Here is a 25,415-nt window from a genome sequence, read left to right as displayed (position 1 = left end):
CAAGATAGTTTGATTAAAGAAGGAGTAGAGAGAATGTCCCAATTGAAAAGAATCCAAGAAATGGAAGAGCATTTGAATAAATACGCTCAGACGCTGGCTGCAGCTCAATCAGCTTTGGCTGAGCTGGAGGCCAGCCAGAAGCATTATATCCAGCTCCGAGATTATTACACCAGCCAAGCTTTCTTTGACGATTTGGAATTTTCCAATCGACCAGACTTTCCTGAGGATGTGGCCTGTGGTGTTCTGAGCGAGGATGCTGTCTATGACCTCATGGGAGAGTACTTTGAGACGGCCTTGCAGCTGCTAGATCTATCTAGTGCCATGCTGAAAGAAAGGTAAGGGCATAGAAATAGTAGGAGCTGAATAGTTACAACTGTAGTAAAACCTAAACAAAGTTCGACCAACTATTGGCCGTACCAAAGGGACAAAAGACTAGCAGAAAGGCGGTTGCGTATGCGTGATAATCATCTTCATACCTATTTTTCCTATGATTCTGAGGCGGATTTTTCTGACTATCTGGACCATTACGAGGGCGAGATTGTCACTACAGAGCACTATGACCTGTCCAATCCCTACCCTTACCAAGCTGCCTCGCCCCACGATGATGTTCCTGACTATGTGGCCTATTCAGCAAAAATTGCAGAGCTGAACCAGCAATATGGCAACCGCATCAAAAAGGGGATTGAAATTGGCTATTATGCTCCGCGTAAAGATGATATCCTAGCTTTTCTAGCGGACAAGGACTATGACCTGAAACTCCTATCTGTCCACCACAATGGTAGTTTTGACTATCTGGAAGAGCCTGTCTTGCAGATAGATAAGATGGAGTTAATTCCTCGTTACCTGAGAGAGCTGGAAGAGGCTATCGAGGCTGTTCCAGCAGATGTGCTAGCGCATTTCGACTATGGTTTCCGCAAATTTGCGCTTACTGTAGAAGAGTTGAAAAGTTTTGAACCGCAGCTACGCCAGCTTTTTCAAAAGATGATTGATCATGGTTTGGCTTTTGAACTCAATTGCAAGTCCATGTGTCTTTATGGTCACGAGGAACTCTATGTCTACGCTCTTGGTCTGGTCAAGGAGCTGGGTGGTCAGCGCTTTTCAGTTGGCTCCGACGGCCACAAGCTGGAGCATTTCCGCTTGAAGTTTGACCGCGTGGCTCAAATCCTCGCTGATGCCGGTATTGAGGAAGGTCAGTTGATTTAAGGCATCCCGTGTGGTTTTCCAATCGCCCATTAAACGCTTTTTTTGAAATTCAAGCAGAATATGATATACTTAATTATCTTAGAAAATACAGAATTTTGTTGATATAGGAGAAAAAATGGCAGAGCCAGTGAAATTATTTCAGTATAATACTCTAGGAGCCTTGATGGCTGGACTTTATGGTGGGAGCATGACGATTGGGGAGCTCCTGAAATACGGTGATTTGGGGATTGGTACACTGGATTCCATTGATGGGGAGCTGATTGTTCTTGATGGCAAGGCTTATCAGGCCAAGGGATCTGGCAATGTGCCTGAAGTCGTTGAAGTTTCAGATGATGTGACAGTGCCTTACGCTGCGGTTGTTCCCCACCAAGCGGAGGTCATTTTCCGCCAACGCTTCGAAATGACAGATGAAGAGCTGGAAAAGCGGATTGAATCCTATTACGATGGAGAAAATCTATTTCGATCCATCAAGATTCATGGTGAATTTTCCCACATGCATGTGCGAATGATTCCGAAATCAACCTCAGAGAAGAAGTTTGCTGAAGTAGCCGTGAGTCAGCCTGAGTACCATGCGGACAATGTTTCTGGAACTATTGTTGGCTTTTGGACACCCGAAATTTTCCACGGTGTCAGTGTGGCGGGCTACCATCTTCACTTTATTTCGGACGACCATACCTTTGGTGGTCACGTTATGGACTTTGTTATCAAGGAAGGGATTGTGGAGCTAGGTGCTGTCGATCAGTTGGATCAACGTTTCCCAGTTCAAGACCGTAAGTTCCTCTTTGCAAAATTCAATGTCGATGAAGTAAGATCAGACATGGACAAGGTTGAGTAGCCACCTGCTGCGGCAATAGTCTATATCTAACAAAAAAGAGGCTGGGATTCTTCTGTCACAACCTCTGAAAGATAACTATAAATTGAACTATTAGCAATTTCGAGGAGCCGAGGCTCCTCTTTTGTTTTTCAATATCCGCCAAATCGATATTTTAGAAACTGATTAGTTTACATTTTCATGCTTTTGATTTTTTCTTCGTCTGGTGTGACGCGCAGGGTTTTCTGCCCCGTATAGGTGACGAATCCAGGCTTACCACCAGTTGGTTTGTTGAGTTTTTTAGCCTCAATCATGTCCACTTGGACCAGATTGGAGAGTCTGGCCTTGGAGAAGTAGGCTGCTAGCTCGGCAGCATCTGTCTTGACCTCATCACTAGGCTGGAGATTGCCTGTGATGACCACATGACTGCCTGGAATATCCTTGGCGTGAAACCAAAGCTCGTCCTTCTTGGCCATCTTAAACGTCAACTCGTCATTTTGTAGATTGTTGCGCCCGACGAGGATAATAGTTTGACCATCTGTCGCCAAGTATTTCTCTGGCTTCTGTCTTTTCTGGATTTTTTCTCTTTGGCGTCGGCGGATAAAGCCTGTCTGGATGAGTTCCTCCCGAATTTCGGCAATTTCAGTCAGGCTGGCCTGAGCAAGGGCGGTTTCGACGCTCTCTAGATAGAGAATCGTAGACCGAGTCTCCTCAATCAAACTGATCAGGTGTTTGACAGCTTCCTTGAGCTTCTGGTAGCGTTTAAAATAGCGCTGGGCATTTTGATTGGGGGTCAGGGCCTTATCAAGCGAGATGATAATCTTCTCACCTGTGTAGTAATTGTCCAGCTCCACCTGATCTTGATCGTTGGGCACCTGATGGAGGAAGGTGGTCAAGAGTTCCCCTTTTTGGCGGAATTCCTCTGCATTCTCCGTTGCTAGGAGCTCTTCCTCCTGCTTGCCCAGCTTTTTACGGTTCTTGTCCAACTCATTTTCTACTCGGCGAATCAGTTCGCTGGCCTGCTGGTTGACCCGATCACGCTCAGCCTTATCCTTATAGAAAGTGTCTAAAAGCTCGGATAGAGTGGACATTTGGGTCTTACTGTCGGAAAATAGCAAAGCAGAAAAGGATTTTTCGGTCAAGCTTGGCTGAGTCGGACTGGCAAAGAAGGCTCGGAAGGTTTTGAGCTTGTCAGCTGTCAGACGGCCACTAAGTTCAGTAGCCGTATCCCGACCCAAGCCCTGAAACATTTGCTGCAGGCGTTTGGGCTCTAAGTCCTCTGTCTGTAGGATTTGGAAGAGCTTTTCATCACCCACAGTGAAAGGATTGAGACTGCCTGTCTGAGGTGGTGCGACATAGGTTGAGCCTGGCAGGATGGTTCGATAGCTATTTTGTGAAAATCCGACGTGTTTGATAGCTTCAATGATCTTTCCGCTGGCCTTATCCAAGAGAATGATGTTGCTGTGCTTGCCCATGATTTCGATGACCAAAGTCACAGCCACGCTATCGCCGATTTCGTTCTTATTGGAGACGCTGATTTCCAAAATCCGGTCATTCTCCACTTGCTGGATCGCTTCAATAACAGCGCCCTGCAGATATTTGCGCATGACCATGATAAAGGTATTGGGAACAGCAGGATTTTCAAACGTAGTCTCTGTCAGCTGGACGCGCCCAAAGACCGAGTGAGCTGACAGGAGCAGTTTGTGGCTTTTTCGATTGCTGCGAATCTGTAAAACCAGCTCCTGTTCAAAAGGTTGATTAATCTTTTGGATGCGGCCGCCCAGCAATTCGCGGCGGAGCTCCTCTGTCATGTGGTGTAAAAAAAATCCGTCGAAAGACATGCTTTTCTCCTTGAAAGTTGCTAAAGAAGATTATAACAAAAAACCAAGCTAAAAGCTTCTAAAGTCTCATCAAAAAGAAATTTATTTTTTGTCAATGATTATCAATATAAATAAAAACCGAACATTTTATAAAAAATTTCAAAAAAGCCTTGACATCCCTTCAGGAAAAATTTACAATATAGGAAATTAGAAAAGTAGTAGATGCATTTGTTTTTAGCGAGCTTGTGGTTGGTGGAAATGAGCAGCAAATCTTTACGAAATTGGGCTAATTGATAAAATGAATTTGAAACAATAAGAATTCGGTGCGCACACCTTACAGTGCAGCTTGTTTGATGACAAGACAGAGATATGGGGAAAGACTAGTTATTTTTCCATAAATGAGGTGGCACCGCGATTTACGCCCTCACACAGAATACCTGTGTGAGGTTTTTTGTTGCTTATTATAAAAAATAAGGAGAAATGTCCATGTTTAAACGATGGCGTCCCTAGGGATTGAATAGAAAAAATGGAATAAAGAAATGGAGAAAAAATATGAAAAATAAACGTTTAATGACTATTTTGGGCCTCTTGGCTATTTTGGTAATCGGTGGGATGGCTTATTCCAGCTTGAGCAGCAAGAGCAAGGCTACTAATAGTGGCGATGAGAGTAAGACAGTAAAGGTTGGTGTCTTGCAGTATGTCAGCCATCCATCGCTTGATTTGATTTACAAGGGAATTCAAGATGGTCTAGCTGAGGAAGGCTACAAGGGTGACAAGATCAAGATTGACTTTATGAATGCTGAGGGAGATCAGAGCAAAGTTTCTACTATGAGTAAGCAGTTGGTGTCCAATGACAATGATGTGCTGATTGGGATTGCCACTCCATCTGCGCAAGGACTAGCTGCGGCTACTAAGGACAAGCCTATCGTCATGGGAGCTATCACAGATCCAGTCGGAGCAAACCTAGTGAAAAATCTGGAAAAGCCAGGTGGTAATATCACAGGTGTTTCTGACCACAATCCAGCTAAGCAACAACTAGAGTTGATTAAAAAATTAACGCCAAATGTGAAAACAATCGGTGCCCTCTATTCTAGCAGTGAAGACAACTCCAAAGCTCAGGTAGAAGAGTTCAAAAAATTAGCTGAAGAGGCAGGCTACAAGGTAGAGGAATACTCTGTTCCTTCAACAAATGAAATTGCTTCAACTATGAATGTCATGACTGGTAAGGTTGATGCTATCTGGATTCCAATTGACAATACCATTGCGTCAGCATTTGCGACAGTCGTGTCCAGCAATAAAGAAGCTAAGAAACCGATTTATCCAAGTGCGACAGCCATGGTAGAAGAAGGCGGTCTTGCCTCTGTCGTTGTAGACCAGTATGACCTCGGTGTTGCGACAGGTAAAATGGCTGCTAAAGTCCTTAAAGGTGCCAAGCCTGCTGATACTGCAGTAGATATTTTTGATAAAGGTAAATCTGTTATCAATACTAAAAATGCCAAAGAACTCGGTATCACTGTACCAGAAGATGCTCTCAAAGAAGCAGGACAAGTGATTAAATAGAGAGAAAGGAAGTCCGTTGCTCAATGGACTTCTTTTTCTTCTTGTAAATTCTATAACTGAGCTTGCGAAATGTTTAGAAATCTGTTAGAATGAATTATAATTGAATAGCAATCCGCAAGACCAGTAACCTAGGGGAAGTTTGACAGGGAGGGGAGCCAGCGACTGAGAGCTCTCTAGATGAAAGCTAGGCGAATTCACTTGCTTTGGGATTGGTAATTAAGGTCTGGCTTGCCAGATAAAAAACGGATGGTACCGCGTGTCAACGCTCCGCTTCGGTGTGAGTGAGACCGCGGTTTTTATTTTGGAGGAACTATGTCAACAATTGAAGAACGATTGCAGAGTCTGCGTGAGGAAACTTTAGCCCAATTGCAGACCATTACTCTGGAAAATGCTAAGGATATGCAGGAGCTGAAAGTATCTGTCCTAGGGAAAAAAGGAAGTCTGACTGAGATTCTCAAAGGGATGAAGGATGTTTCTGCTGAGATGCGCCCTATTATCGGGAAGCACGTCAATGAAGCACGAGATGTGCTGAATGCGGCCTTTGAAGAAGCAGCTCAAATCTTGGAAGAGCAGAAAGTCGCAGCCCAGCTGACCAATGATGCCTTGGATGTGACCCTGCCTGGCCGTAAGATTCCAGCTGGAAATCGCCATATTTTGACCCAAACGAGTGAAGAAATCGAAGATATTTTTATCGGTATGGGCTATCAGGTCGTGGATGGTTTCGAGGTTGAGTCAGACTACTACAACTTTGAGCGGATGAACCTGCCTAAAGACCACCCTGCGCGGGATATGCAGGATACCTTCTACATCACAGAAGAGATCCTCTTGCGTACTCACACATCTCCTGTCCAAGCTCGTGCGATGGATGCCCATGATTTTAGCCAAGGGCCACTTAAGATGATCTCTCCGGGACGTGTTTTCCGTCGCGATACAGACGATGCGACTCACTCTCACCAGTTTCACCAGATTGAAGGTCTGGTCGTAGGGGAAAATATCTCTATGGCTGATTTGCAAGGAACCTTGCAGCTGATTATTCAAAAAATGTTTGGTGCGGATCGTAAGATTCGTCTGCGTCCATCTTACTTCCCATTCACAGAGCCATCTGTCGAAGTGGATGTCTCTTGCTTTAAGTGTGGTGGTGCCGGCTGTAATGTCTGCAAGAAGACTGGCTGGATCGAAATCATGGGAGCTGGAATGGTGCACCCAAGTGTCTTGGAAATGAGTGGCATTGATTCAGAGAAATATTCTGGCTTTGCCTTTGGGCTTGGTCAAGAGCGGGTGGCTATGCTTCGCTATGGTATCAACGATATCCGTGGCTTCTACCAAGGCGATGTGCGTTTTTCAGAGCAATTTAAGTAAGAAGCTTAGAATAGAACTTATTTTGAACAATCCCATCACGAAAAGCCTGATTAGCAATGTTTGCGGACTTGAAATGCATGGGAAAGAGGCTCATCAGTATTACTAGCTTATAAGACAATTTTAGCTAGGAATATCGCTCACAGCCGCTTCTGAGAAAGGAGTGCCCTATGTTAGTTAGAGTTCAGCCAGAAGATCTGGATATTTTGCGGGAGTTACAAGTACAGACCTACCAAGAAACTTTTGGTCCTTTCATCAAGCAAGAAGATTTGGAACATTATTTTTCCCATGAGCTGGCGCGTGAAAGGCTGGCGCGGGAGTTGGCGAATCCTGAGTCTGAGCATTATTTTGTACTGGACAAGGAGCAAAAGATCGCTGGTTTTCTCAAGTGTAACTGGGGGCAGGCTCAGACAGAGCAAGAGTTGGAAGATTCCTTTGAAATTCAACGGATTTATGTGCTTGCCTCTCATCAGGGCCTCGGCTTGGGCAAGGAAATGTTTGAATTCGCCCTAGCAGAAGCTGAGAAACGTGGTTTTAGCTGGGCTTGGCTAGGCGTTTGGGAAAGAAATTTCAAGGCGCAGAACTTTTACTTTAAATATGGCTTTGAGAGGTTTAGCCAGCATGAATATATCACTGGTGACACGGTCGATATTGACTGGCTTTTAAGGAAGAAATTAAATTAAAAAGACGATAACATCGCTGTTTATTGGGTTTTTAGTGAAAACAGAAATTTATAGAGAGGAATCAAATACGACCGAAGATAGAACGGACTGGCTTTGTCTATGAAATCAAAGTTAGCGCTGGTCGGTCGTAAAATCATCAATATGTTAGTTAGTTATAAATGGTTAAAAGAACTGGTTGATTTGGATGTGACAAGCGCCGAGCTGGCGGAGAAAATGTCCACAACTGGTATTGAAGTAGAGGGAGTCAGCTCGCCAGCTGAAGGTCTTTCGAAAATTGTTGTCGGAGAAGTTCTGAGCTGTGAGGATGTACCTGAAACTCACCTGCACCTCTGTCAGGTAAATGTCGGTGAAGAGGAGCCTCGCCAGATTGTCTGTGGCGCACCGAATGTCCGCGCTGGAATTAAAGTCATGGTGGCTGTACCAGGCGCTCGCATTGCAGATAATTATAAGATCAAAAAAGGGAAAATCCGCGGTTTAGAGTCGCTGGGTATGATTTGTTCACTCGGTGAGCTGGGGATTTCTGATTCTGTTGTTCCAAAGGAATTTGCGGATGGCATTCAAATTTTGCCAGATAGTGCTGTGCCAGGAGATGAGGTTTTCCCTTATCTAGATCTGGACGATGAAATTATCGAGCTTTCCATCACGCCAAACCGGGCTGACGCTTTGTCTATGCGTGGGGTGGCGCACGAAGTAGCAGCTATCTACGATAAGCCTGTTCATTTCAAAGAATTTCCTTTGATTGAAGGGGATAAAGAGGCTGCGGCTAGCTTGTCTGTTGCCATTGAGAGCGAAAAAGCACCGTTTTATGCCGCTCGCATTTTGGACAATGTGACTATTGCTCCGAGTCCTCAGTGGCTGCAAAATCTCCTCATGAACGAAGGAATCCGTCCAATTAACAATGTAGTGGACGTGACTAACTATATCTTACTCTACTTTGGTCAGCCCATGCATGCCTTTGATCTGGACACATTTGAGGGCGATCAGATTGTCGTGCGGGAAGCGCGTGCTGGTGAAAAACTGGTGACGCTGGACGGCGAAGAGCGTGAACTGGAAGTCGGCGATTTAGTCATCACTGTGGCAGATAAGCCAGTAGCCCTTGCAGGCGTCATGGGCGGAGCAGCGACGGAAATCTCTGGTAAGTCTACTCGTGTCGTTCTGGAAGCGGCTGTCTTCAATGGCAAGTCAATCCGTAAGACAAGCAGCCGTCTGGGCTTGCGTTCCGAGTCTTCTGCACGCTTTGAAAAAGGGATTAACCTTGCAACAGTAACTGAAGCTCTAGATGCTGCTGCAAGCATGATTGCTGACTTGGCAGGTGCAACTGTTCATGCTGGTATTGTCCAAGCAGGACAATTAGATACGACTGACAAGCAGGTTTCGACTAGCCTTTCTGATGTTAACCGAGTTCTGGGAACAGATTTGACTTACGCGGATATTGAAGATATTTTCCGTCGTCTAGGCTTTGGTCTTAGCGGATCTGCGGACTTGTTTACAGTCAGCGTGCCTGCTCGTCGTTGGGATATCAGTATTCCAGCAGATCTTTACGAGGAAATTGCTCGTATTTATGGCTATGACCGTTTGCCAGTTTCCCTACCTCAAGATGCTGGAACGGCTGGCGAATTGACGGCCACTCAGAAGCTACGTCGCAAGGTTCGGACGGTGGCTGAAGGAGCAGGTCTGACCGAGATTATTTCCTATGCCTTGACCACGCCAGAAAAAGCTGTCGAATTTACGCTTAATCCTACAAATCTGACTGAGCTTATGTGGCCTATGACAAGGGAGCGCAGTGTTCTTCGTCAAAATATGCTCTCAGGCATGCTGGATACTGTCAGCTACAATGTTGCTCGTAAAAATAAGGATTTAGCCCTTTATGAAATTGGGAAAATCTTTGAACAAACAGGCAATCCGAAGGAAGAATTGCCTAATGAAATCAATAGTTTTGCCTTTGCCCTAACTGGCTTGGTAAGTGAAAAGGATTTCCAAACGCCAGCGACTCCTGTGGACTTCTTCTACGCTAAGGGAGTGGTTGAAGCGCTCTTTGACCGCCTAGGATTAGAAGCTGATTATCAAGCAACTGACCAACTTAAGAGTCTGCACCCGGGTCGGACAGCGCTGATTTCGATCAAAGGTCAGCCAGTGGGCTATGTTGGGCAGGTTCATCCAGTGACGGCCAAGGCTTATGATATCCCAGAAACCTATGTGGCTGAGCTCAATCTGACGGCTATTGAGGCGAGTCTTGAGCCAGAACAGCCGTTTGTAGAAATCACCAAATTCCCAGCTGTTACTCGTGATATGGCCTTGTTGCTCAAAGCAGAAATCAGCCACAGACAGGTTGTTGAAGCGATTCAAGCTGCCGGAGTGAAACGTTTGACGGATATCAAGCTCTTCGATATCTTCTCTGGTGAAAAGCTGGGTGTTGGCCTCAAGTCTATGGCCTACACACTGACCTTCCAAAATCCAGAAGACAGCTTAACCGATGATGAAGTCGCTAAATACATGGAAAAAATCCAAAAATCCTTAGAAGAAAATGTCGGAGCAGAAGTGCGCTAGTATATACAAAGAGAAGCAGTCCTTAAGGGCTGCTTCTTTAATAAAATGATACTTTATAAAATGCTTAATTTATGGTATTCTTGTTCTATTAAATAATGTGGTGTAAAGGAGATTTGTGTGGAATATAAGAGGAGTTATGCGGGTGAAATTGTAGCTATTATTATTGTTATTATTGGAGCCTTCATATTCATTGGAGTAATGCAATCACCAAATAGTAGTGGTAGGAACCATAGTGATAGCTTGGAACAGCTAGAATCTGAACGAAAAGAAGCAAGGTTGAATGAAAGCCCGATGACTATTGAAAAAGCCAAAACCTTGGTTAATTCGGATTTTGCACCTGAGAATGAAACACCAGAAGAGGAAGAAAAAAGGCTACAAGCTTTTGTAGAGACCTATAATAAACAATTAAAGTCCGAACAGGATTCTATCCGAAGAGAAAAGGAATCTGAGCAAGAAATTCTCAATCAAGATAAAGAATATGTGGGCCCAATTCTAATTGGTGCAGGTGTTATAGTTATTATTTTAGGTGTTTCGGCTTATAAGAAAGCTCATGAGCCTGCAGCTTTTACCATTTCTGATGATAAGATTGATGTCAAACCCTCTGTTTTCCAAGATATAAACCACATTGATTTAACAAATATTAAGCAAATCGAGTATGAAATTAGACGTGCTTATTCTAAAAATTCGAGATCAACTTATCGTATACTTTATTTTAAAGACGAAGAAGGAAAAACATTGGAAGAGATTGACTTGAATGATCTTGTTGATGCTGATTTCAATACGATTTATAAAGAAATCAGTAAACGAGTTCCGCATATCGAATGGATTTTTCCGGAATAAAAGGAAAGATTGTAGGAATATTAATCATGGAAAATGTAAGCCAAATCTCCCAATGTCAGACTCTTTGGGCTAAAAATAAGTATCTGGTGCTCAGTCATTCCAGTAAGATCTATCTGGAAATCCGTCAGTATCTGAAAAGCGATTTGGTGGAAGCAGCACATGTCCAAGACTTGATTGATCAGGCGGTAGCCCTGCCTGAAAATCGCGGTCAGGTCTGCAATGCCTTTCAGCATGTTTGGGGCTATTTTAAGAAAAAAGCCCTCCCAGCTGAAAAAGAAAACTTTATGCTGCTTTTAGAGCGATACCAAGTAGGTCAGGTGGAGCAGAAGTTTTTGGCAGAAGCTGTAAAAGATTTGCTTCGAAAGTACCCCAATTCCTATCTGCAGAATTCTGCTCTGTTATTTGGTGATAAGGCAGAACGCTCGTCCATCAAGGATGACTAGCTTTGATCCTCTAGAAGAAGCAAGAAATTCTACATCTCCAGTCAAGTAAGGATGGAGAATTTTCTATTTTTAGATAAAAAAATGCTATATGATTGACAAATAAAACAGACAATTGTAGAATATAATTATAAACTACAAATGTAGAAAAAGGAGAAAACAATATGACTATTTCAAAAAAGGCCTTTGTCGGCATTCTATCTCTGACAGTAGCAGTTTCACTGGCTGCTTGCTCAAACAATGCTAACCAGACAGGGAATACTGGTTCATCACAAAATACCCAAAGCCAAACATCACAGCCTGCGCAAGAACAGACTTCTTCATCCAATGCAGGTCAGACCAGCAATCTAAACGGACGCTACCAAGCAAGCGACCATGATGGAGAACAACATGTCCTTGAAATCAATGGTAGGACTGGTACTTGGACTGAGACCGAGGTCGATGGCAGTAAGGAAATCAAACAGGTACAAGTAGATGCAGCGAACCAAAGACTAATTGTCGGTGACGATGTCAAAAGTTACCGACAAAATGGCAATCAGCTGATTGTGGACGAACTAGATGATGGTCCAGATACTCTGACCTTTACTAAGCAGTGAAGCGTTTCTCAATCTGCTCAGAAAAAGAGTGTGCGAAGCGTAAAGAAAAAGAAACAAGAACGGTTTCGGTAGATGAACTGAAGCCCTTGTTTCTTTTATTTTGTGATTTTCTTTCAAGGAATGTTTCTTACTTAGGGAATCGCTATATGACTTAGTGATTTTTGTGTGAATCTAGTTACCATTAGTCTCATATGTTTTTCCAGCTTGCTTCTTTATGATATAATGGTCTTCAATATCTCAAAGGAGGGTAGCCGTGTTTTTAGCTTTCAAAGAGATTGTCTATAGCCGAGGGCGTTATCGTTTAGTGGTTGCTGTGGTCTTTCTCATTACCTATATGGTTTTCTTTTTATCCAGTCTTTCCGTTGGTTTGGCTAGGCTCAATCGCTTGGCTCTCGACCAATGGCAGGCTGAGTCAATCGTCTTGTCAGAGTACGCCAATAAGAATCTGGTTTCTTCGACTCTCAAGGAAGAGGAGTACAGCCGCCTGCTTCAAGGCGACTCAATTGCGGCTTTAGGACAGATGGCAGCAGTGGCCAATTATGAAGATGGAACGGATAAACTCAACGCTCAAGTTTTTGGTCTTTCTTGGGATAGTTTTCTGGCGCCTGACATTATTGAGGGACGTCCTGTTGAGAATGCTCATGAAGTCATTGCGGATAAGCGCCTGCAGCAAAAAGGTGTGAAACTGGGCGACCAGCTCCAGCTCAATGGTAGTGAGCACCTTTATCAAGTTGTTGGTTTCACAGAGGATAACAGCTTCTTAACTCAGCCAGTTGTCTTTATGGCGCTGGAAGATTTCAGGGAATTAAAGTATGGCTCTAGTCAGGTTAAGAATATCAGCGCACTTGTGGTCAAAGATAGTCAAAAGATTGAAGAAACTGGGCTTAGTCAGCTGTCTATGAGTGATTTTATAGAAAATATCCCTGGCTATCAGCCTCAGGTTCTGACTTTTTCCTTTATGATTGGGGCCATGGTTCTGATTACCTTTTTAGTATTGGGGATTTTCATGTACATCATCACCATTCAGAAGACTCAACTTTACGGTATTATGCGTGCCCAAGGGATTGCCAGTGGGAAGATTATTGCTTCTATTTTCTGGCAGATTTTCATCCTGTCCACTCTGGGAATCAGCTTAGCTGTCTTGGCTCTTTTGGGAACCCAGCTAGTCTTGCCGGCTTCTATGCCTTTTTACAGTGACTGGAGAGCTTATGCTGGATTGATTGTTCTGATTATTTTCATGTCTCTAGCTGGCGGTCTCTTGTCCATTCATCGGGTTCTGAAAATTGACCCTATCACAGCGATTGGAGGTGAGTAAATGTCAATTATAGAACTAAAAGGGGTTACAAAAGAATATGGTCAGGGACATACACTGGTCCAAGCCTTGAAACCAACTGATTTCCAACTGGAAGCGGGGCAGTTTGTAGCTATTATTGGGCCGTCAGGGTCGGGTAAAACAACCTTTCTGACCCTGCTGGGCCATTTGCAAACTCCCTCAAAAGGACAGATTCTGCTGCATGGGAAGGATACTTCCCAGCTCAAGGAAAAGGAAAGGGTTGCTCTACGCTTCAATGATTTTGGCTTTATTTTGCAGGCTTCCAATCTCATTCCTTTTTTGAAAATCGAAGACCAGTTTCAGCTAATTGATCGTTTGTCTAAAAAAGAAAGGACAGATCTGGACAGTTTGATTGAGCTGCTAGATCTAAAAAACACGCTCAAGCAGTATCCCAAAGAATTGTCTGGCGGGGAAAGGCAGAGGGCTGCTATCGCTAGAGCGCTTTACAACAGCCCTGATATTATCTTGGCTGATGAGCCGACAGCTAGTCTGGATACGGAGCGGGCTAAGCGCGTGGTCCATCTGCTCAAAGAAGTGACTCAAAAATTCAACAAGAGCGTAGTCATGATTACCCATGATACCCGCCTACTGGACGAGGTTGACAAGGTCTATGAAATGCAAGACGGAGTGCTGACTCAAGTCCGATAAAGATGTAGCCAAGCAAAAAATAGCTTGGGACAAGGAGAGTGCCTCGCTTCATAATCAGGCAAATATTCAGTTAGATTGAATAGACAAACAAACACGGTTCTGTTTTTCAAGAACCGTGTTTCGTTTTCTTCATTTTTTGGTGATTTTCAGGATTTATTGTGGTAGTGCGGGCCTTGTGGAGGAGAACCTCCAACCAGCTGCGTTTTTGGATGCGTTCTCTGACTTGCCCATTCTTTCGACTTTCTAGGTATTCGCCTAGATTTTTTGCTTTGATAAACTCTGTGATTCCCATATTATTTTCCTAGGCAGAATTGGCTGAAGAGTTGGGTAATGAGCTCGTCTGGCGCAGCGTCACCAGTGATTTCTCCTAGGATTTCCCAAGTACGAGTCAGATCGACTTGGAGGAGATCCACAGGCATGCCTAGTTCTAACCCCTGATTAACGGCTTGCAGGCTTTCGACAGCCTTTTCGATGAGAGAGATGTGGCGGGCATTTGACAGATAGGTGGCGTCTTGCTCGACAATTCCAGCATTCTCAAAGAAGAGCTGGTTGATGCGATCCTCGATTTTATCAATATTTTGATTGTGGAGGACGGAAATCTTGATAGCATCTGCTGGTAGCTGGTCTAGTTCAATCCTCTCTTCAAGGTCAGTCTTGTTCAGCAGGACGATACGATTGCTGTCTTGGCTGATTTCAAGCAATTGTTTGTCTTGGTCAGTTAGTTGCTCGCTAGCATTGAGAACCAAGAGAACCAAGTCAGCTTCCTGCAAGGCTTTTTTAGAGCGCTCCACGCCAATCTGCTCTACCAGATCATCCGTTTCCCGAATGCCTGCGGTGTCAATAAGCTTGAGCGGTACGCCGTTGATATTGACGTACTCCTCAATCACATCACGAGTTGTCCCCTCGATATCGGTCACAATGGCCTTGTCCTCACGCAGAAGATTGTTGAGGAGGCTGGATTTGCCAACATTAGGTCGACCGATGATAGCAGTCGAAATTCCTTCGCGCAGAATCTTGCCTCGTCGTGCAGTTTTGAGAAGATGGGTCAGAAGTTGCTCAAATTCTAGCGTTTTTTCACGAATGATTTCCGTCGTTGCTTCCTCAACATCGTCGTACTCAGGATAGTCGATGTTGACCTCGACCTGAGCCAGTGTGTTGAGGATTTCCTGACGGGTGCTATTGATAAGGTCGGAAAGAGAGCCGTCCAACTGCTTGACAGCATTGTTCATGGCTTTATCTGTCTTGGCGCGGATGATGTCCATAACGGCCTCAGCCTGAGTCAAATCTACGCGCCCATTGAGAAAGGCCCGCTTGGTAAACTCGCCAGGCTCTGCCATTCTAGCCCCTTCTCGGATAGCCAGCTGTAGGATTTCATTAGTCACCGCAATCCCACCGTGGGTATTGATCTCTATGATGTCCTCGCGCGTGAAGGTCTTGGGAGAACGCATAGCCCCGACCATGACCTCATCCAGAATCTCCTGATTTTGAGAGTCGATGATATGACCGTAGTTGAGTGTGTGGCTGGCAACTTTGTCTAGGTCCTTGCCTTTAAAGATTTTTTTGGCAATAGCAAAGCTGTCAGTCCCGCTTAGTCTGACGATACCGATGGCTCCTTCCCCAAGAGGGGTCGAAATGGCAGCGATGGTATCAAATTCTCGTGTTATCATATATATCCTTTCTGGAAATCTATTTTGCAGGTATCCGCCCAAAATTCACCCAAAAAGTTTTTGAGACTTTTGCATCATTTTGTCCTTGTTTTGCATTAATTAATAGGTATAGTGAGAAAGTGGTAGTTAAATCCTTGTGCCTTAGTAAAATGCGACTGACGGCTAGAGTTTCTTCCTTGATTTTACCAATACTCATAAAAGAAAAACAGCTGTTGGGTAGGAAATGTATTTTACTCTAAACCTGTTCCTATCTTGCTAGTCAGTAGGAAAGAACCGTCTTCATTTTTTGAAAAAGTTAGGACGACGGCTTGATACTTGCTTCCTCCTGGTAAGTAGGTGATGGTTTTTAATTCAGAGCCGCTGACAGTAGAAGTAGTTTCGTCAGTTGGTGTGCCGTGGTCGCGAATGACGTCGTCGTATTTTGTTCCGCCTGCACCTCTTTTCAAAATATCACCCTCTTTGAGTGCATCAAATTCTGCTTTTGTCCATGTAAACGTCGTACTTTCTTCTTTTTCCTTTTCTTCTTTTCTTTCTGACGAATCAAAATAGGAACTATAAGAGTTTGTCAGAACATCAAGTCCTTTTCCCATCTCATTGAACATACGGGAATAGAATGATAGAGTGACAAGTGCGATGATTAAGGAGAAAAAGGAAATGACAGAGCCAATTATAGCCAAAGTTTTCGGTTTCTTTTGGTTAATAATGAGACCGATAATAGCAAGGATAAGAGCAATAGTACCGATAAAAAAAGATAGATAATTGATGATTGGTATCCAGGAGCCAAGTAAAGCGATTGCTCCAAAGACAATGGCTAAAATACCTAAAACTTTATTTTCTTGCTGCATCATAACAACCTCCTTAGATTTTCTATGGTTTACTACTTGAAATATGTATTTCTTTCAATAATTTACCTATCTTCATTGTAGCGTAAAATAGAACTAGGAGCAAGATTTTAAGGAGATTTTCTTAAAATGAAGCACTGTTAAAGTGCGATGAACCGTTTAAAGAGCTGAAAACACTTTCAAATTTCAAAGAATTGTGATATACTAAACATAGTTGATTTGAGGAGGTGCTATGGAAACTCTAAAGAAACTAGCAGGCATCAAGGCTGCTGAATTTGTCGAAGACGGGATGGTGGTCGGTCTGGGAACAGGTTCGACTGCTTACTATTTTGTCGAGGAAATTGGTCGACGTATCAAAGAGGAAGGTTTGCAGATTACTGCAGTCACCACCTCTAGCGTGACTAGCAAGCAAGCAGAAGGCTTGGGCATTCCGCTGAAATCCATCGATGAAGTGGATCAGGTCGATGTGACCGTTGATGGAGCTGATGAAGTGGATCCTCAGTTCAACGGCATCAAAGGCGGAGGCGGAGCCTTGCTGATGGAGAAAGTTGTCGCGACACCTACCAAGGACTACATCTGGGTGGTTGATGAAAGCAAATTGGTTCAAAAGCTAGGTGCTTTTAAGTTGCCAGTCGAAGTAGTGCAGTATGGTGCGGAACAAGTTTTCCGTCGCTTTGCTAAGGCAGGCTACAAGCCAAGTTTCCGTGAAAAAAATGGCCAACGTTTTATCACGGATATGCAGAACTTCATTATTGATCTAGATTTAGGTGTAATCGAAAATCCAGTCGAATTTGGCCGAGAATTAGATCATATCGTGGGTGTTGTTGAGCACGGTCTTTTCACCCAAATGGTCAACAAGGTGATCGTCGCTGGTCAAGGTGGCGTGAACATTTTAGAAGCAAATAACTAGAAAAGAGGTTTTCATGTCAAAATTTAATCGTATTCACTTAGTCGTTATGGACTCAGTCGGCATTGGGGCAGCACCAGATGCTAACAATTTTGTTAATGCAGGGGTGCCAGATGGAGCTTCCGATACGCTGGGACACATTTCTAAAGCAGTCGGCCTAGAAGTGCCAAATATGGCTAAGCTGGGCTTGGGCAATATCGAGCGTGAGCAAGCCTTGAAAACTGTACCAGCTGAGGAAAATCCAAGTGGTTACTATACTAAATTAGAAGAAGTTTCTTTAGGTAAAGACACGATGACAGGCCACTGGGAAATCATGGGTCTGAACATTACTGAGCCTTTTGATACTTTCTGGAATGGCTTCCCAGAGGAAATCTTGACTAAAATTGAAGAATTTTCTGGTCGCAAGGTTATTCGTGAGGCGAACAAACCTTATTCTGGCACGGCAGTTATTGACGACTTCGGTCCTCGTCAGATGGAAACTGGCGAATTGATTATCTATACTTCTGCAGATCCAGTTCTTCAAATTGCGGCCCACGAAGAAGTGATTCCTTTGGAAGAGCTCTATCGTATCTGTGAATTCGCCCGCTCTATTACCTTGGAACGCCCTGCGCTTCTAGGACGGATCATCGCTCGCCCTTATGTAGGTGAGCCAGGCAACTTCACTCGTACAGCCAATCGTCATGACTATGCAGTTTCTCCATTTGTGCCAACTGTTTTGGACAAGCTCAATGAAGCTGGCATTGATACTTATTCTGTTGGTAAGATAAACGATATCTTCAACGGTGCAGGTATCAACCACGACATGGGACACAACCAATCCAATAATCATGGAGTGGACAATCTAGTCAAGGCTATCCAGTCTGAGGACTTCAAGTACGGCTTCTCATTTACCAACTTGGTGGACTTCGATGCTCTTTATGGTCACCGTCGTAATCCGCATGGCTACCGTGATTGTCTGCAAGAGTTTGACGCTCGCTTGCCAGAAATCATTGAAAACATGCGTGAAGATGATTTGCTCATGATTACCGCTGACCATGGTAATGACCCGACCTATGCCGGAACAGATCACACTCGTGAGTACATTCCGCTCTTGGTCTTTGGTAAATCCCTCAAGGGGAATGGTCACTTGCCTGTCGGACATTTTGCGGACATTTCAGCAACCATCGCTGACAACTTCGGTGTGGATAAGGCCATGATTGGTGAAAGCTTCTTGGACAAATTGGTATAAGCATTATAAGAGAGTGAGGAAATGTTTTATGACAAGCTTATCAGAAAAAATCAAAGCAACAGCAGCCTTTCTGAAAGAAAAAGGCATGACGGAGCCTGAGTTTGGTCTGATTTTGGGATCTGGTTTGGGAGAATTGGCTTCTGAAATTGAAAATGCTGTTAGTCTTGACTATGCGGACATTCCAAACTGGGGCCGCTCAACTGTCGTTGGGCACGCTGGTAAATTAGTCTATGGAGATTTGGCAGGGCGCAAAGTCTTGGCACTGCAAGGTCGTTTCCATTTCTACGAAGGAAATCCTCTCGAAGTTGTTACTTTCCCGGTGCGCGTGATGAAGGCTCTTGGTGCGACAGGTGTTATTGTGACAAATGCTGCCGGTGGTATTGGATATGGTCCTGGTACTTTGATGGCTATTTCAGACCATATCAACATGACGGGTCAAAATCCTTTGATCGGTGAAAACTTGGATGAATTTGGCCCACGTTTCCCTGATATGTCTAAATCTTACACTCCAGAATACCGTGTAACTGCTCATCAAGTCGCTGATAAGCTTGGCATTAAGCTGGATGATGGTGTCTATATCGGTGTTACCGGTCCAACTTACGAAACGCCAGCAGAAATCCGTGCTTATAAGACACTCGGAGCAGATGCAGTTGGCATGTCTACTGTTCCAGAAGTCATCGTGGCTGCCCACTCAGGCTTGAAAGTCCTCGGAATTTCATGCATTACCAATCATGCTGCCGGTTTCCAAGAAGAGCTTAATCACGAGGAAGTGGTTGAAGTAACAGAGCGTGTCAAAGGTGATTTCAAACGACTACTTAAAGCGATTCTTGCTGAATTGTAATTATGCTAAAAGAATTGAAGAGTATTTTTCAGAGGATCCCTTATAATCTTAAGTTATTCCTAGCAGTGATTCTGCAAGGAATAGTTTCGGGTTTATCTGGTATATTTCTCCATTATCTTTTAGAGATGGTAGAGGAGTTAGCTTTTGGTCAGTCAGAACATAAAACTGGTTTCTTGACAGATGGGGTTTCCTCGTCACGGATAGGACTAAATTTAATAATTGTGGGCGTCAGCTCGTCCTTGGTCTGGTATTTATTGCAAAAGAAAACAAAGATTTTTTCCATCAAAGCGCAGTTGAAGGATGAAACTGCACAATACAAGCTTCATTTTTTAAAACAGCTATTTCATTCAACTTGGCAGATTATTGCAGTTGGAGGAGGAGCACCTATTGGTAAAGAAGCTGCACCGCGGGAGATTGGTGCTCTATTTGCAGGACCAATAGGAAAAATGTGCTTTCTCTCTACGAAGGATCGGATCTTTCTCATTGCTTGTGGTTCAGGAGCTGGCTTAGCGGCTGTCTATCAGGTTCCATTAACAAGTGTTTTTTTCGTTTTTGAAACCCTCGGGATTGCTTTATCCCTCAAACGATTTTTCTTGGTCGGTTTGACCACCTACGTGTCTACCTATACAGCAGGCCTAGTTATTTCAAATCATGCTCTCTACCAGATTCCATCCATCACATGGTCACTAAGGGAAATATGGATTATCCCCTTATTACTTCTTTTTCTAACGCCTTTGGCTTGGCTTTTTGGTTGCCTAAACAAAGAAGCATCTTCAAATAGAATAAAAGATAAACGGATACTCCTCACTCTTCCCTTAGCTTTTCTTTTCCTTGTTGGTCTGGTAAGTCATTTGCCACATCTACTTGGAAATGGGCGCATGATGGCTCAGGAAATTTTAAATGGTAGCAGTGGTGAGACAGTACTTCTCATGTTTTTCCTAAAAGCAGTGGTCGTTCTTATTATCCTTTGGGCAGGGGCCTATGGTGGTACTCTTACGCCATCTTTTGCCTTGGGGATGGCTGGAGCTGCTCTTTTGGGCATGATTCTAAGTGATGGCAAACATCCATCCATCTTACTTTTAGGTTCGGTTTGCTTTTTGTCTGTAACCTTGAGGGCTCCCTTGTCTGCAACCGGATTAGTAATAGGCTTTACTGGTCTGGGTTTAGATTCTCTTCCTTATCTATTAGTAACGGCTTTCTTAGCTCATGAATTTGCAAAAGCGTTAGACCGTTTTCCTTGGGCTAACCTATTACGGCGAAAGTTAAAGAATAGAGCAATAAGGTAGGGAACGACAGTTTCTTCTGGTCAGGGCTTTAACTTACGAAGATAGAAAATACTATCAATTTATCAATAACTGTTTGAAACAAAGAAAAGAAGACTCATCGGGGTCTTGATTGAGTCTGATTTTGCCTAACTATATAAAATTTAAAAAAGAAAAGTAGAGTGAGGTGTTCAGATGTGAACACGAGCGGGAAACTTTTCTAAAAACACAGAAAGGAAGGGCGTCTGAGTTTAAATTGAACTCGGGCTAGAGGCTTTGTAAAAAAGATAAATCCTCCTAGATGCCTTGCATCTTTGTCGGATTTCCTATTTTTGCTTGGTTCTCTATCGCTATCCTGAATCTTAAAAAAAAAGAAAGGTAGAGCGTGTGTTCAAATTTGAACACGAGCGGGAAACTTTTCTAAAAACATTGAAAGGTAGGGTAGTTTGGTTTTGAATTGAACCCGTGCTATTCTCCTATTTATCATCAAAATTAAGAAAGAAAGGAATTGAACCCACCCTAAAAGCAGTGGGAAAAAGATAGTTGGTCTAGCGAGCATCGCTCACTGCACCCAACTCCTATTTTCCCTTCGCTTTTTGACGGGTTTGGTATCTTATATTATGTCTATCCATATTGCTGCTAAACAAGGTGAGATTGCTGATAAAATTCTCTTGCCGGGTGATCCGCTTCGTGCCAAGTTTATTGCGGAGAATTTTCTAGAAGATGCCGTTTGCTTTAACGAAGTGCGGAACATGTTTGGCTACACTGGTACTTACAAGGGTCAGCGGGTTTCTGTCATGGGAACGGGCATGGGAATGCCGTCAATCTCTATCTATGCGCGTGAGCTGATCGTGGACTACGGTGTGAAAAAGCTGATTCGTGTGGGAACGGCTGGTTCCCTCAATGCAGATGTTCACGTTCGAGAATTGGTTTTGGCTCAAGCGGCTGCGACTAACTCAAACATTATCCGCAATGACTGGCCTCAGTATGATTTTCCGCAGATTGCCAGCTTTGACCTGCTGGACAAGGCATATCATATCTCTAAAGATCTGGGCATGACGACCCATGTCGGAAATGTTTTGTCGTCAGATGTTTTCTATTCGAACTATTTTGAGAAAAATATCGAGCTAGGCAAATGGGGCGTCAAAGCTGTTGAAATGGAAGCAGCAGCCCTTTACTATCTGGCTGCCCAGCACCAAGTAGATGCCCTAGCTATCATGACCATTTCTGATAGTTTGGTCAATCCTGACGAAGATACGACAGCAGAGGAGCGCCAAAATACCTTCACCGATATGATGAAGGTTGGTTTGGAAACCCTGATTGATTAAGCATGAATCTAGATTTAAAAGAGGAAATTCTCTTTGCGATTTCCCGTTATGACTATGCTTATGCCTATAAACTGGCGCAAAAGTTGATGCAAAGTTCCTCAATTGTAACCAGCCTATTGGCTATTCTGGCAGAGCGAAGAGAGCTCAATATTCTGCCAGCCATGGATGAAGAGTTGAAGACTGCCTTGCAGACGCAAAGCGGCTTTCAGCTTTTTTGTCATACCGATTTGGCTGACGAGCAGTTGGCCAACTATCTCTATGATTTGGAAGCCAAATTGCGCAATGAGCAGATTATTGACTTTGTTCGAGCGGTCAGCCCAGCGATTTATCGGATTTTCATGCGCTTGATTAAGTTGGAAATTCCTGATATTGAGCACTTTATCCATAATTCTCGTGAAGCCAGCTATGACCGCTGGAAGTTTGAACGGATGCGAGAGTCAGAATATGCTGTCTTGCAGGATTTTCATGCAGAAAGCACGGTCAACTCATCCAGTCTGACAGAGCTGATTCTGTGCTTAGATCTGCCAGAGTCTGTCAAAGAAGAGGTCAGACAGCTGCGCGAGTTGGAAAAGTCAGTCCGAAATCCGCTGGCTCATTTGATTAAGCCTTTTGATGAGGCGGAATTGTATCGGACAACGGGCTTTTCATCCCAACATTTTATGGATATTTTGGTGGATTTGGCGCGCTTTACAGGGATTGTCTACGATCGGGAACATTTTTATTTTGATCAGGCAAATCGCTTGGTTAGAGCTTTATTGACAGGAGAGGAAGATGGATAAAATACAGCAATTACAAGACATGATTGACCAAAGTCAGCATATCGTTTTTTTCGGTGGGGCGGGTGTCTCGACCGAGTCTAATATCCCTGACTTTCGTAGTTCGGATGGGATTTACAGTGTCAAGTTGGGTCGGCATTTTACAGCAGAGCAGCTGGTTTCGCATACCATGTTTGAGCGCTATCCACAGGAGTTTTTCGACTTTTACAAGAAATACCTTCTCTATCCAGATGCCAAGCCCAATGCGGCTCATGCCTATCTGGCTCATCTGGAGAAGACCGGCAAGCTCAAGGCTGTAGTGACGCAAAATATTGATAGTCTGCACGAAATGGCTGGCTCAAAAAATGTCCTAAAATTGCACGGCAGTGCGGATAGGAATTTCTGTCTAGACTGTCAGCGATTTTACGATTTGGAGGCTTTTCTTGCTCTGCCTGGGACGGTGCCTTACTGCCCTGACTGCGGCGGCATGATCAAGCCCGATGTGACCCTCTATGAAGAGTCCTTGGATATGGAGACTTTCCAGCAAGCTGCCCAGGCCATTCATCAAGCCGACCTGTTGATCATCGGGGGAACCTCCTTGGTAGTCTATCCCGCAGCCAGTCTCATCCAGTACTTTGCTGGCAAGTATCTGGTCGTCATCAACAAGACCAGCATTCCACAGGACAAGCAAGCTGACCTCATCATCGAGGGCAAGATTGGGGAAGTTTTGGGCAAATTACGACAATAAAAGAACACCTGATGTGAGCATTGGATGCTTGTTTCAGGTGTTTTGCTTTACTTATCAAACTGTACTTCCTCAATCAGATACTCGATAAAGCGTTCGCCCATCTTGGACAGGCTGGCTTTTTCGTGCTGGATATAGACCAGCTCGATCGGATCATCGATGTCTAGTGGGATAGAGACGATATTGTCACCGTTGAGGTTGCTGTTGAGAATACCGGTGGCGATGGTGTAGCCATCCAGACCAATCAAGAGGTTAAAGAGGGTTGCGCGGTCGCTGACCACTATAGACTTTTTATGGTACTCCTGAGAGAGAATTTCCTCAGAAAAGTAAAAGGAGTTATGCGTACCTTGGTCATAGCTGAGATAAGGGAAATCCTCCAGGTCCGACAGTTGCACCAGCTTTTTCTTGGCCAGGGGGTTGGACTTGCTGACAAAGATATGGGGCTGTGCGATGAATAGGCGAGTCGCTATTAGATGGCTGTCGTCCAGCATTTTGGAGAGGACATCACGATTATAGCTATTGAGGAAGAGGACACCGATCTCGCTACGGAAGTTTTTCACATCGTCGATGATTTCCCAAGTCCGAGTCTCTCGCAGGAAGAGCTCGTATTTTTCCATGTCGCTTTTTTTAAGAAGGGAGACAAAGGCATTGACTACAAAGGCATAGTGCTGGGCAGAGACGCTGAAAAGCTCGCGGTGAGCGACAGGATTTTTGTATCGCTCTTCTAGAAGCTGAGTCTGCTCCACCACTTGGCGGGCATAGGAAAGGAACTCCATGCCGTCCTTGGTCAAGGTTATTCCTTTGGGATTACGAATGAAAATATCGATGCCCATTTCATTTTCCAAATCCCGCACAGCGTTGGACAAGCTAGGCTGGGTGATAAAAAGTTGCTTGGCAGCTTCGTTCATGCTACCTGTTTCGACGATTTTGATAATGTAGTGTAATTGTTGAATTCTCATAGGTCTATTTTATCACAAACTGGGGATTTTTTCCTGATAAATCAGAAGTTTAGAAAATGTTTGCTTGCTAAAGTTTCCTATGCTAAAATGAAGGAAATAAGGAGGGCAATATGGCCAAAAATGATGACTATAAAAGTCGTTCGGTAGGACTACCCATTACTATTTTTATAGTATTTATGACAGTTTGTATCATGCTTGCACTTGAGAAACGAATGATTATGTGGGGAGCTCACGCTGTTTATAAGGATTTGGAGCGAAAGAGTACGTCCTCTTCTGTTTATAAAAAGTCATCAGAGGAGCTTGAGCTAGAAGAGAAAGTTTTAGAGAGGGGAAACCATCGTTTTACATGGACAACTGAGGAAATCATCAATCTGCATATAAAGGATACCGCTACTGGTCAAAACGGAGCTTCTCTGGACCAAGTCCTTGAAAAGCATGGCAAGGCTTCAAGCTTTTTTTATACTGAGAGTAATGGGAATATTGAATTAAACTATACAAGTGAGATTACTCAAGGCCATCATAGTAGTTTAAGGTTGACATTTGAAAAAGATGGAGCAGGCTATCATCTCATTGGGAAGAGAGCGAACATTCTCGATGAGGCTTATCCAAGTTTGGCTCAGGGAGATAGTCCCCATCTCTGGACAAAGGATGAAATTGCAGGTTTACAAGTTGGTGACGAGAGCACAGGCAATCCTGGTATGTCCTACGAAGAAATCATCCAAATATTTGGCCTACCTAGAGGATCAGCAGTTTTTATTTCTCACTTGGACGCGGCAGATAGTCAGCATATTGGCTTGGACCTCCAATACTTAACATCAGATGAAAGATATGATAACGAATGGGTTCATTTAATCTTACACCGTCAAGAAGATGGCGTCTTTCGGTTGACGACAGTTACTAGTCATATCGATAGAAGAGAAAGATAGGGAGATTGATGTTCTCCTTAGGCATCCAAAGCAAGCAGACAGGATATTGTGGATGGCAGAGAGTCTGGCACTTTCTCAAGTATATACAAACAGGCTCAAGCATATTTTGCAATTTCAA

At 43.9% G+C, this 25,415-nt stretch carries 25 protein-coding genes and 1 other annotated feature; of the genes, 20 read left to right on the top strand and 5 right to left on the bottom strand.

The window, feature by feature from the left end; genetic code table 11:
* The first annotated feature begins 33 nt into the window (after positions 1–33).
* The 3 genes from D8792_RS07375 to budA all read left to right on the top strand — a co-directional run bounded on the left by D8792_RS07375 (position 34) and on the right by budA (position 2,038).
* Positions 34–339: a DUF4298 domain-containing protein gene (locus tag D8792_RS07375; protein ID WP_125373522.1), complete on the top strand. Its 306-nt coding sequence runs from the start codon at positions 34–36 to the stop codon at positions 337–339.
* A gap of 114 nt (positions 340–453) precedes the next feature.
* Positions 454–1,203 carry a PHP domain-containing protein gene (locus tag D8792_RS07370; protein ID WP_125373521.1) on the top strand — a complete coding sequence of 250 codons (750 nt, stop codon included), beginning with the start codon at positions 454–456 and terminating at the stop codon, positions 1,201–1,203.
* A 115-nt stretch (positions 1,204–1,318) separates the two neighbouring features.
* Complete coding sequence (gene budA / locus D8792_RS07365; protein WP_061910878.1) at positions 1,319–2,038, top strand: acetolactate decarboxylase; 720 nt, start codon at positions 1,319–1,321, stop codon at positions 2,036–2,038.
* Between the two features lie 167 nt (positions 2,039–2,205).
* Here the strand turns inward: budA and fbpA are convergent, their stop codons facing one another.
* Positions 2,206–3,855, bottom strand: a complete 1,650-nt coding sequence (gene fbpA, locus D8792_RS07360) for an Rqc2 family fibronectin-binding protein FbpA (RefSeq protein WP_125373520.1) — start codon at positions 3,853–3,855, stop codon at positions 2,206–2,208.
* A gap of 171 nt (positions 3,856–4,026) precedes the next feature.
* Positions 4,027–4,263 (top strand) — a binding site (T-box leader).
* 123 nt (positions 4,264–4,386) lie between these two features.
* Between fbpA and trpX the strand changes: the two genes are divergently transcribed.
* The 9 genes from trpX (at position 4,387) to D8792_RS07315 (ending at position 13,837) form a co-directional block, all read left to right on the top strand.
* Positions 4,387–5,394 carry a tryptophan ABC transporter substrate-binding protein gene (trpX, locus tag D8792_RS07355; RefSeq protein WP_125373519.1) on the top strand — a complete coding sequence of 336 codons (1,008 nt, stop codon included), beginning with the start codon at positions 4,387–4,389 and terminating at the stop codon, positions 5,392–5,394.
* Positions 5,395–5,706: 312 nt separating this feature from the next.
* Positions 5,707–6,753, top strand: a complete 1,047-nt coding sequence (pheS, locus tag D8792_RS07350; RefSeq protein ID WP_125373518.1) for a phenylalanine--tRNA ligase subunit alpha — start codon at positions 5,707–5,709, stop codon at positions 6,751–6,753.
* Between the two features lie 167 nt (positions 6,754–6,920).
* The gene (locus tag D8792_RS07345) at positions 6,921–7,433 is read left to right on the top strand and encodes a GNAT family N-acetyltransferase (protein ID WP_125373517.1); all 513 of its coding nucleotides are present in this window, start codon (positions 6,921–6,923) and stop codon (positions 7,431–7,433) included.
* A gap of 99 nt (positions 7,434–7,532) precedes the next feature.
* Positions 7,533–9,980, top strand: a complete 2,448-nt coding sequence (gene pheT, locus D8792_RS07340) for a phenylalanine--tRNA ligase subunit beta (RefSeq protein ID WP_376739439.1) — start codon at positions 7,533–7,535, stop codon at positions 9,978–9,980.
* A gap of 117 nt (positions 9,981–10,097) precedes the next feature.
* A complete protein-coding gene (locus D8792_RS07335) occupies positions 10,098–10,820 on the top strand; it encodes a hypothetical protein (RefSeq protein ID WP_125373516.1) in 723 nt (240 codons plus the stop codon).
* 26 nt (positions 10,821–10,846) lie between these two features.
* A complete protein-coding gene (locus D8792_RS07330) occupies positions 10,847–11,263 on the top strand; it encodes a YbgA family protein (RefSeq protein WP_125373515.1) in 417 nt (138 codons plus the stop codon).
* Positions 11,264–11,424: 161 nt separating this feature from the next.
* The gene (locus D8792_RS07325) at positions 11,425–11,856 is read left to right on the top strand and encodes an SP_0198 family lipoprotein (protein ID WP_125373514.1); all 432 of its coding nucleotides are present in this window, start codon (positions 11,425–11,427) and stop codon (positions 11,854–11,856) included.
* A 253-nt stretch (positions 11,857–12,109) separates the two neighbouring features.
* Positions 12,110–13,171 (top strand): ABC transporter permease, encoded by a 1,062-nt coding sequence (locus D8792_RS07320; protein ID WP_185758428.1) that lies wholly within the window; start codon positions 12,110–12,112, stop codon positions 13,169–13,171.
* Positions 13,172–13,837, top strand: a complete 666-nt coding sequence (locus D8792_RS07315; RefSeq protein ID WP_125373513.1) for an ABC transporter ATP-binding protein — start codon at positions 13,172–13,174, stop codon at positions 13,835–13,837. It begins immediately after the preceding gene.
* A gap of 106 nt (positions 13,838–13,943) precedes the next feature.
* Here the strand turns inward: D8792_RS07315 and D8792_RS07310 are convergent, their stop codons facing one another.
* The 3 genes from D8792_RS07310 to D8792_RS07300 all read right to left on the bottom strand — a co-directional run bounded on the left by D8792_RS07310 (position 13,944) and on the right by D8792_RS07300 (position 16,352).
* On the bottom strand, positions 13,944–14,129 hold the full coding sequence (locus D8792_RS07310) for a hypothetical protein (protein WP_125373512.1): 186 nt from the start codon (positions 14,127–14,129) through the stop codon (positions 13,944–13,946).
* 1 nt (position 14,130) lies between these two features.
* The gene (mnmE, locus tag D8792_RS07305) at positions 14,131–15,504 is read right to left on the bottom strand and encodes a tRNA uridine-5-carboxymethylaminomethyl(34) synthesis GTPase MnmE (protein ID WP_125373511.1); all 1,374 of its coding nucleotides are present in this window, start codon (positions 15,502–15,504) and stop codon (positions 14,131–14,133) included.
* Positions 15,505–15,734: 230 nt separating this feature from the next.
* Positions 15,735–16,352 (bottom strand): CD20-like domain-containing protein, encoded by a 618-nt coding sequence (locus D8792_RS07300; RefSeq protein ID WP_125373510.1) that lies wholly within the window; start codon positions 16,350–16,352, stop codon positions 15,735–15,737.
* A 226-nt stretch (positions 16,353–16,578) separates the two neighbouring features.
* Here D8792_RS07300 and rpiA point away from each other — a divergent pair, with 226 nt between their 5' ends.
* The 7 genes from rpiA (at position 16,579) to D8792_RS07265 (ending at position 23,415) form a co-directional block, all read left to right on the top strand.
* The gene (gene rpiA / locus D8792_RS07295) at positions 16,579–17,256 is read left to right on the top strand and encodes a ribose-5-phosphate isomerase RpiA (protein ID WP_061423124.1); all 678 of its coding nucleotides are present in this window, start codon (positions 16,579–16,581) and stop codon (positions 17,254–17,256) included.
* A gap of 13 nt (positions 17,257–17,269) precedes the next feature.
* A complete protein-coding gene (locus tag D8792_RS07290; protein ID WP_125373509.1) occupies positions 17,270–18,481 on the top strand; it encodes a phosphopentomutase in 1,212 nt (403 codons plus the stop codon).
* Between the two features lie 28 nt (positions 18,482–18,509).
* Positions 18,510–19,322, top strand: a complete 813-nt coding sequence (locus D8792_RS07285) for a purine-nucleoside phosphorylase (RefSeq protein ID WP_125373508.1) — start codon at positions 18,510–18,512, stop codon at positions 19,320–19,322.
* A gap of 2 nt (positions 19,323–19,324) precedes the next feature.
* Complete coding sequence (locus D8792_RS07280; protein ID WP_125373507.1) at positions 19,325–20,608, top strand: chloride channel protein; 1,284 nt, start codon at positions 19,325–19,327, stop codon at positions 20,606–20,608.
* A 596-nt stretch (positions 20,609–21,204) separates the two neighbouring features.
* On the top strand, positions 21,205–21,912 hold the full coding sequence (gene deoD, locus D8792_RS07275) for a purine-nucleoside phosphorylase (RefSeq protein WP_125373506.1): 708 nt from the start codon (positions 21,205–21,207) through the stop codon (positions 21,910–21,912).
* 2 nt (positions 21,913–21,914) lie between these two features.
* Positions 21,915–22,691 (top strand): Gbs1250 family HEPN protein, encoded by a 777-nt coding sequence (locus tag D8792_RS07270; RefSeq protein WP_125373505.1) that lies wholly within the window; start codon positions 21,915–21,917, stop codon positions 22,689–22,691.
* A complete protein-coding gene (locus D8792_RS07265) occupies positions 22,684–23,415 on the top strand; it encodes an NAD-dependent protein deacylase (RefSeq protein WP_125373504.1) in 732 nt (243 codons plus the stop codon). Before D8792_RS07270 ends, D8792_RS07265 begins: the two co-directional genes overlap by 8 nt.
* A 47-nt stretch (positions 23,416–23,462) precedes the next feature.
* Here the strand turns inward: D8792_RS07265 and D8792_RS07260 are convergent, their stop codons facing one another.
* Positions 23,463–24,371 carry a LysR family transcriptional regulator gene (locus D8792_RS07260; protein WP_125373503.1) on the bottom strand — a complete coding sequence of 303 codons (909 nt, stop codon included), beginning with the start codon at positions 24,369–24,371 and terminating at the stop codon, positions 23,463–23,465.
* 110 nt (positions 24,372–24,481) lie between these two features.
* Between D8792_RS07260 and D8792_RS07255 the strand changes: the two genes are divergently transcribed.
* Positions 24,482–25,297, top strand: coding sequence for a hypothetical protein (locus D8792_RS07255; RefSeq protein ID WP_125373502.1), 816 nt, complete (start codon positions 24,482–24,484; stop codon positions 25,295–25,297).
* Positions 25,298–25,415: the final 118 nt, after the last annotated feature.

It is taken from the genome of Streptococcus cristatus (genome assembly GCF_003943505.1).
Classification (GTDB): Bacteria; Bacillota; Bacilli; order Lactobacillales; family Streptococcaceae; genus Streptococcus; species Streptococcus cristatus_E.
Note: the sequence above shows the minus strand (reverse complement) of the source record. Positions and strands in the feature narration are given on the sequence as shown.

Coding starts and splice junctions, on each gene's coding strand:
- D8792_RS07375 (WP_125373522.1), top strand. CDS start 34: ATGTCCCAATTGAAAAGAATCCAAGAAATGGAAGAGCATTTGAATAAA.
- D8792_RS07370 (WP_125373521.1), top strand. CDS start 454: ATGCGTGATAATCATCTTCATACCTATTTTTCCTATGATTCTGAGGCG.
- budA (WP_061910878.1), top strand. CDS start 1,319: ATGGCAGAGCCAGTGAAATTATTTCAGTATAATACTCTAGGAGCCTTG.
- fbpA (WP_125373520.1), bottom strand. CDS start 3,855: ATGTCTTTCGACGGATTTTTTTTACACCACATGACAGAGGAGCTCCGC.
- trpX (WP_125373519.1), top strand. CDS start 4,387: ATGAAAAATAAACGTTTAATGACTATTTTGGGCCTCTTGGCTATTTTG.
- pheS (WP_125373518.1), top strand. CDS start 5,707: ATGTCAACAATTGAAGAACGATTGCAGAGTCTGCGTGAGGAAACTTTA.
- D8792_RS07345 (WP_125373517.1), top strand. CDS start 6,921: ATGTTAGTTAGAGTTCAGCCAGAAGATCTGGATATTTTGCGGGAGTTA.
- pheT (WP_376739439.1), top strand. CDS start 7,533: ATGAAATCAAAGTTAGCGCTGGTCGGTCGTAAAATCATCAATATGTTA.
- D8792_RS07330 (WP_125373515.1), top strand. CDS start 10,847: ATGGAAAATGTAAGCCAAATCTCCCAATGTCAGACTCTTTGGGCTAAA.
- D8792_RS07325 (WP_125373514.1), top strand. CDS start 11,425: ATGACTATTTCAAAAAAGGCCTTTGTCGGCATTCTATCTCTGACAGTA.
- D8792_RS07315 (WP_125373513.1), top strand. CDS start 13,172: ATGTCAATTATAGAACTAAAAGGGGTTACAAAAGAATATGGTCAGGGA.
- D8792_RS07310 (WP_125373512.1), bottom strand. CDS start 14,129: ATGGGAATCACAGAGTTTATCAAAGCAAAAAATCTAGGCGAATACCTA.
- mnmE (WP_125373511.1), bottom strand. CDS start 15,504: ATGATAACACGAGAATTTGATACCATCGCTGCCATTTCGACCCCTCTT.
- D8792_RS07300 (WP_125373510.1), bottom strand. CDS start 16,352: ATGATGCAGCAAGAAAATAAAGTTTTAGGTATTTTAGCCATTGTCTTT.
- rpiA (WP_061423124.1), top strand. CDS start 16,579: ATGGAAACTCTAAAGAAACTAGCAGGCATCAAGGCTGCTGAATTTGTC.
- D8792_RS07290 (WP_125373509.1), top strand. CDS start 17,270: ATGTCAAAATTTAATCGTATTCACTTAGTCGTTATGGACTCAGTCGGC.
- D8792_RS07285 (WP_125373508.1), top strand. CDS start 18,510: ATGACAAGCTTATCAGAAAAAATCAAAGCAACAGCAGCCTTTCTGAAA.
- D8792_RS07280 (WP_125373507.1), top strand. CDS start 19,325: ATGCTAAAAGAATTGAAGAGTATTTTTCAGAGGATCCCTTATAATCTT.
- deoD (WP_125373506.1), top strand. CDS start 21,205: ATGTCTATCCATATTGCTGCTAAACAAGGTGAGATTGCTGATAAAATT.
- D8792_RS07270 (WP_125373505.1), top strand. CDS start 21,915: ATGAATCTAGATTTAAAAGAGGAAATTCTCTTTGCGATTTCCCGTTAT.
- D8792_RS07265 (WP_125373504.1), top strand. CDS start 22,684: ATGGATAAAATACAGCAATTACAAGACATGATTGACCAAAGTCAGCAT.
- D8792_RS07260 (WP_125373503.1), bottom strand. CDS start 24,371: ATGAGAATTCAACAATTACACTACATTATCAAAATCGTCGAAACAGGT.
- D8792_RS07255 (WP_125373502.1), top strand. CDS start 24,482: ATGGCCAAAAATGATGACTATAAAAGTCGTTCGGTAGGACTACCCATT.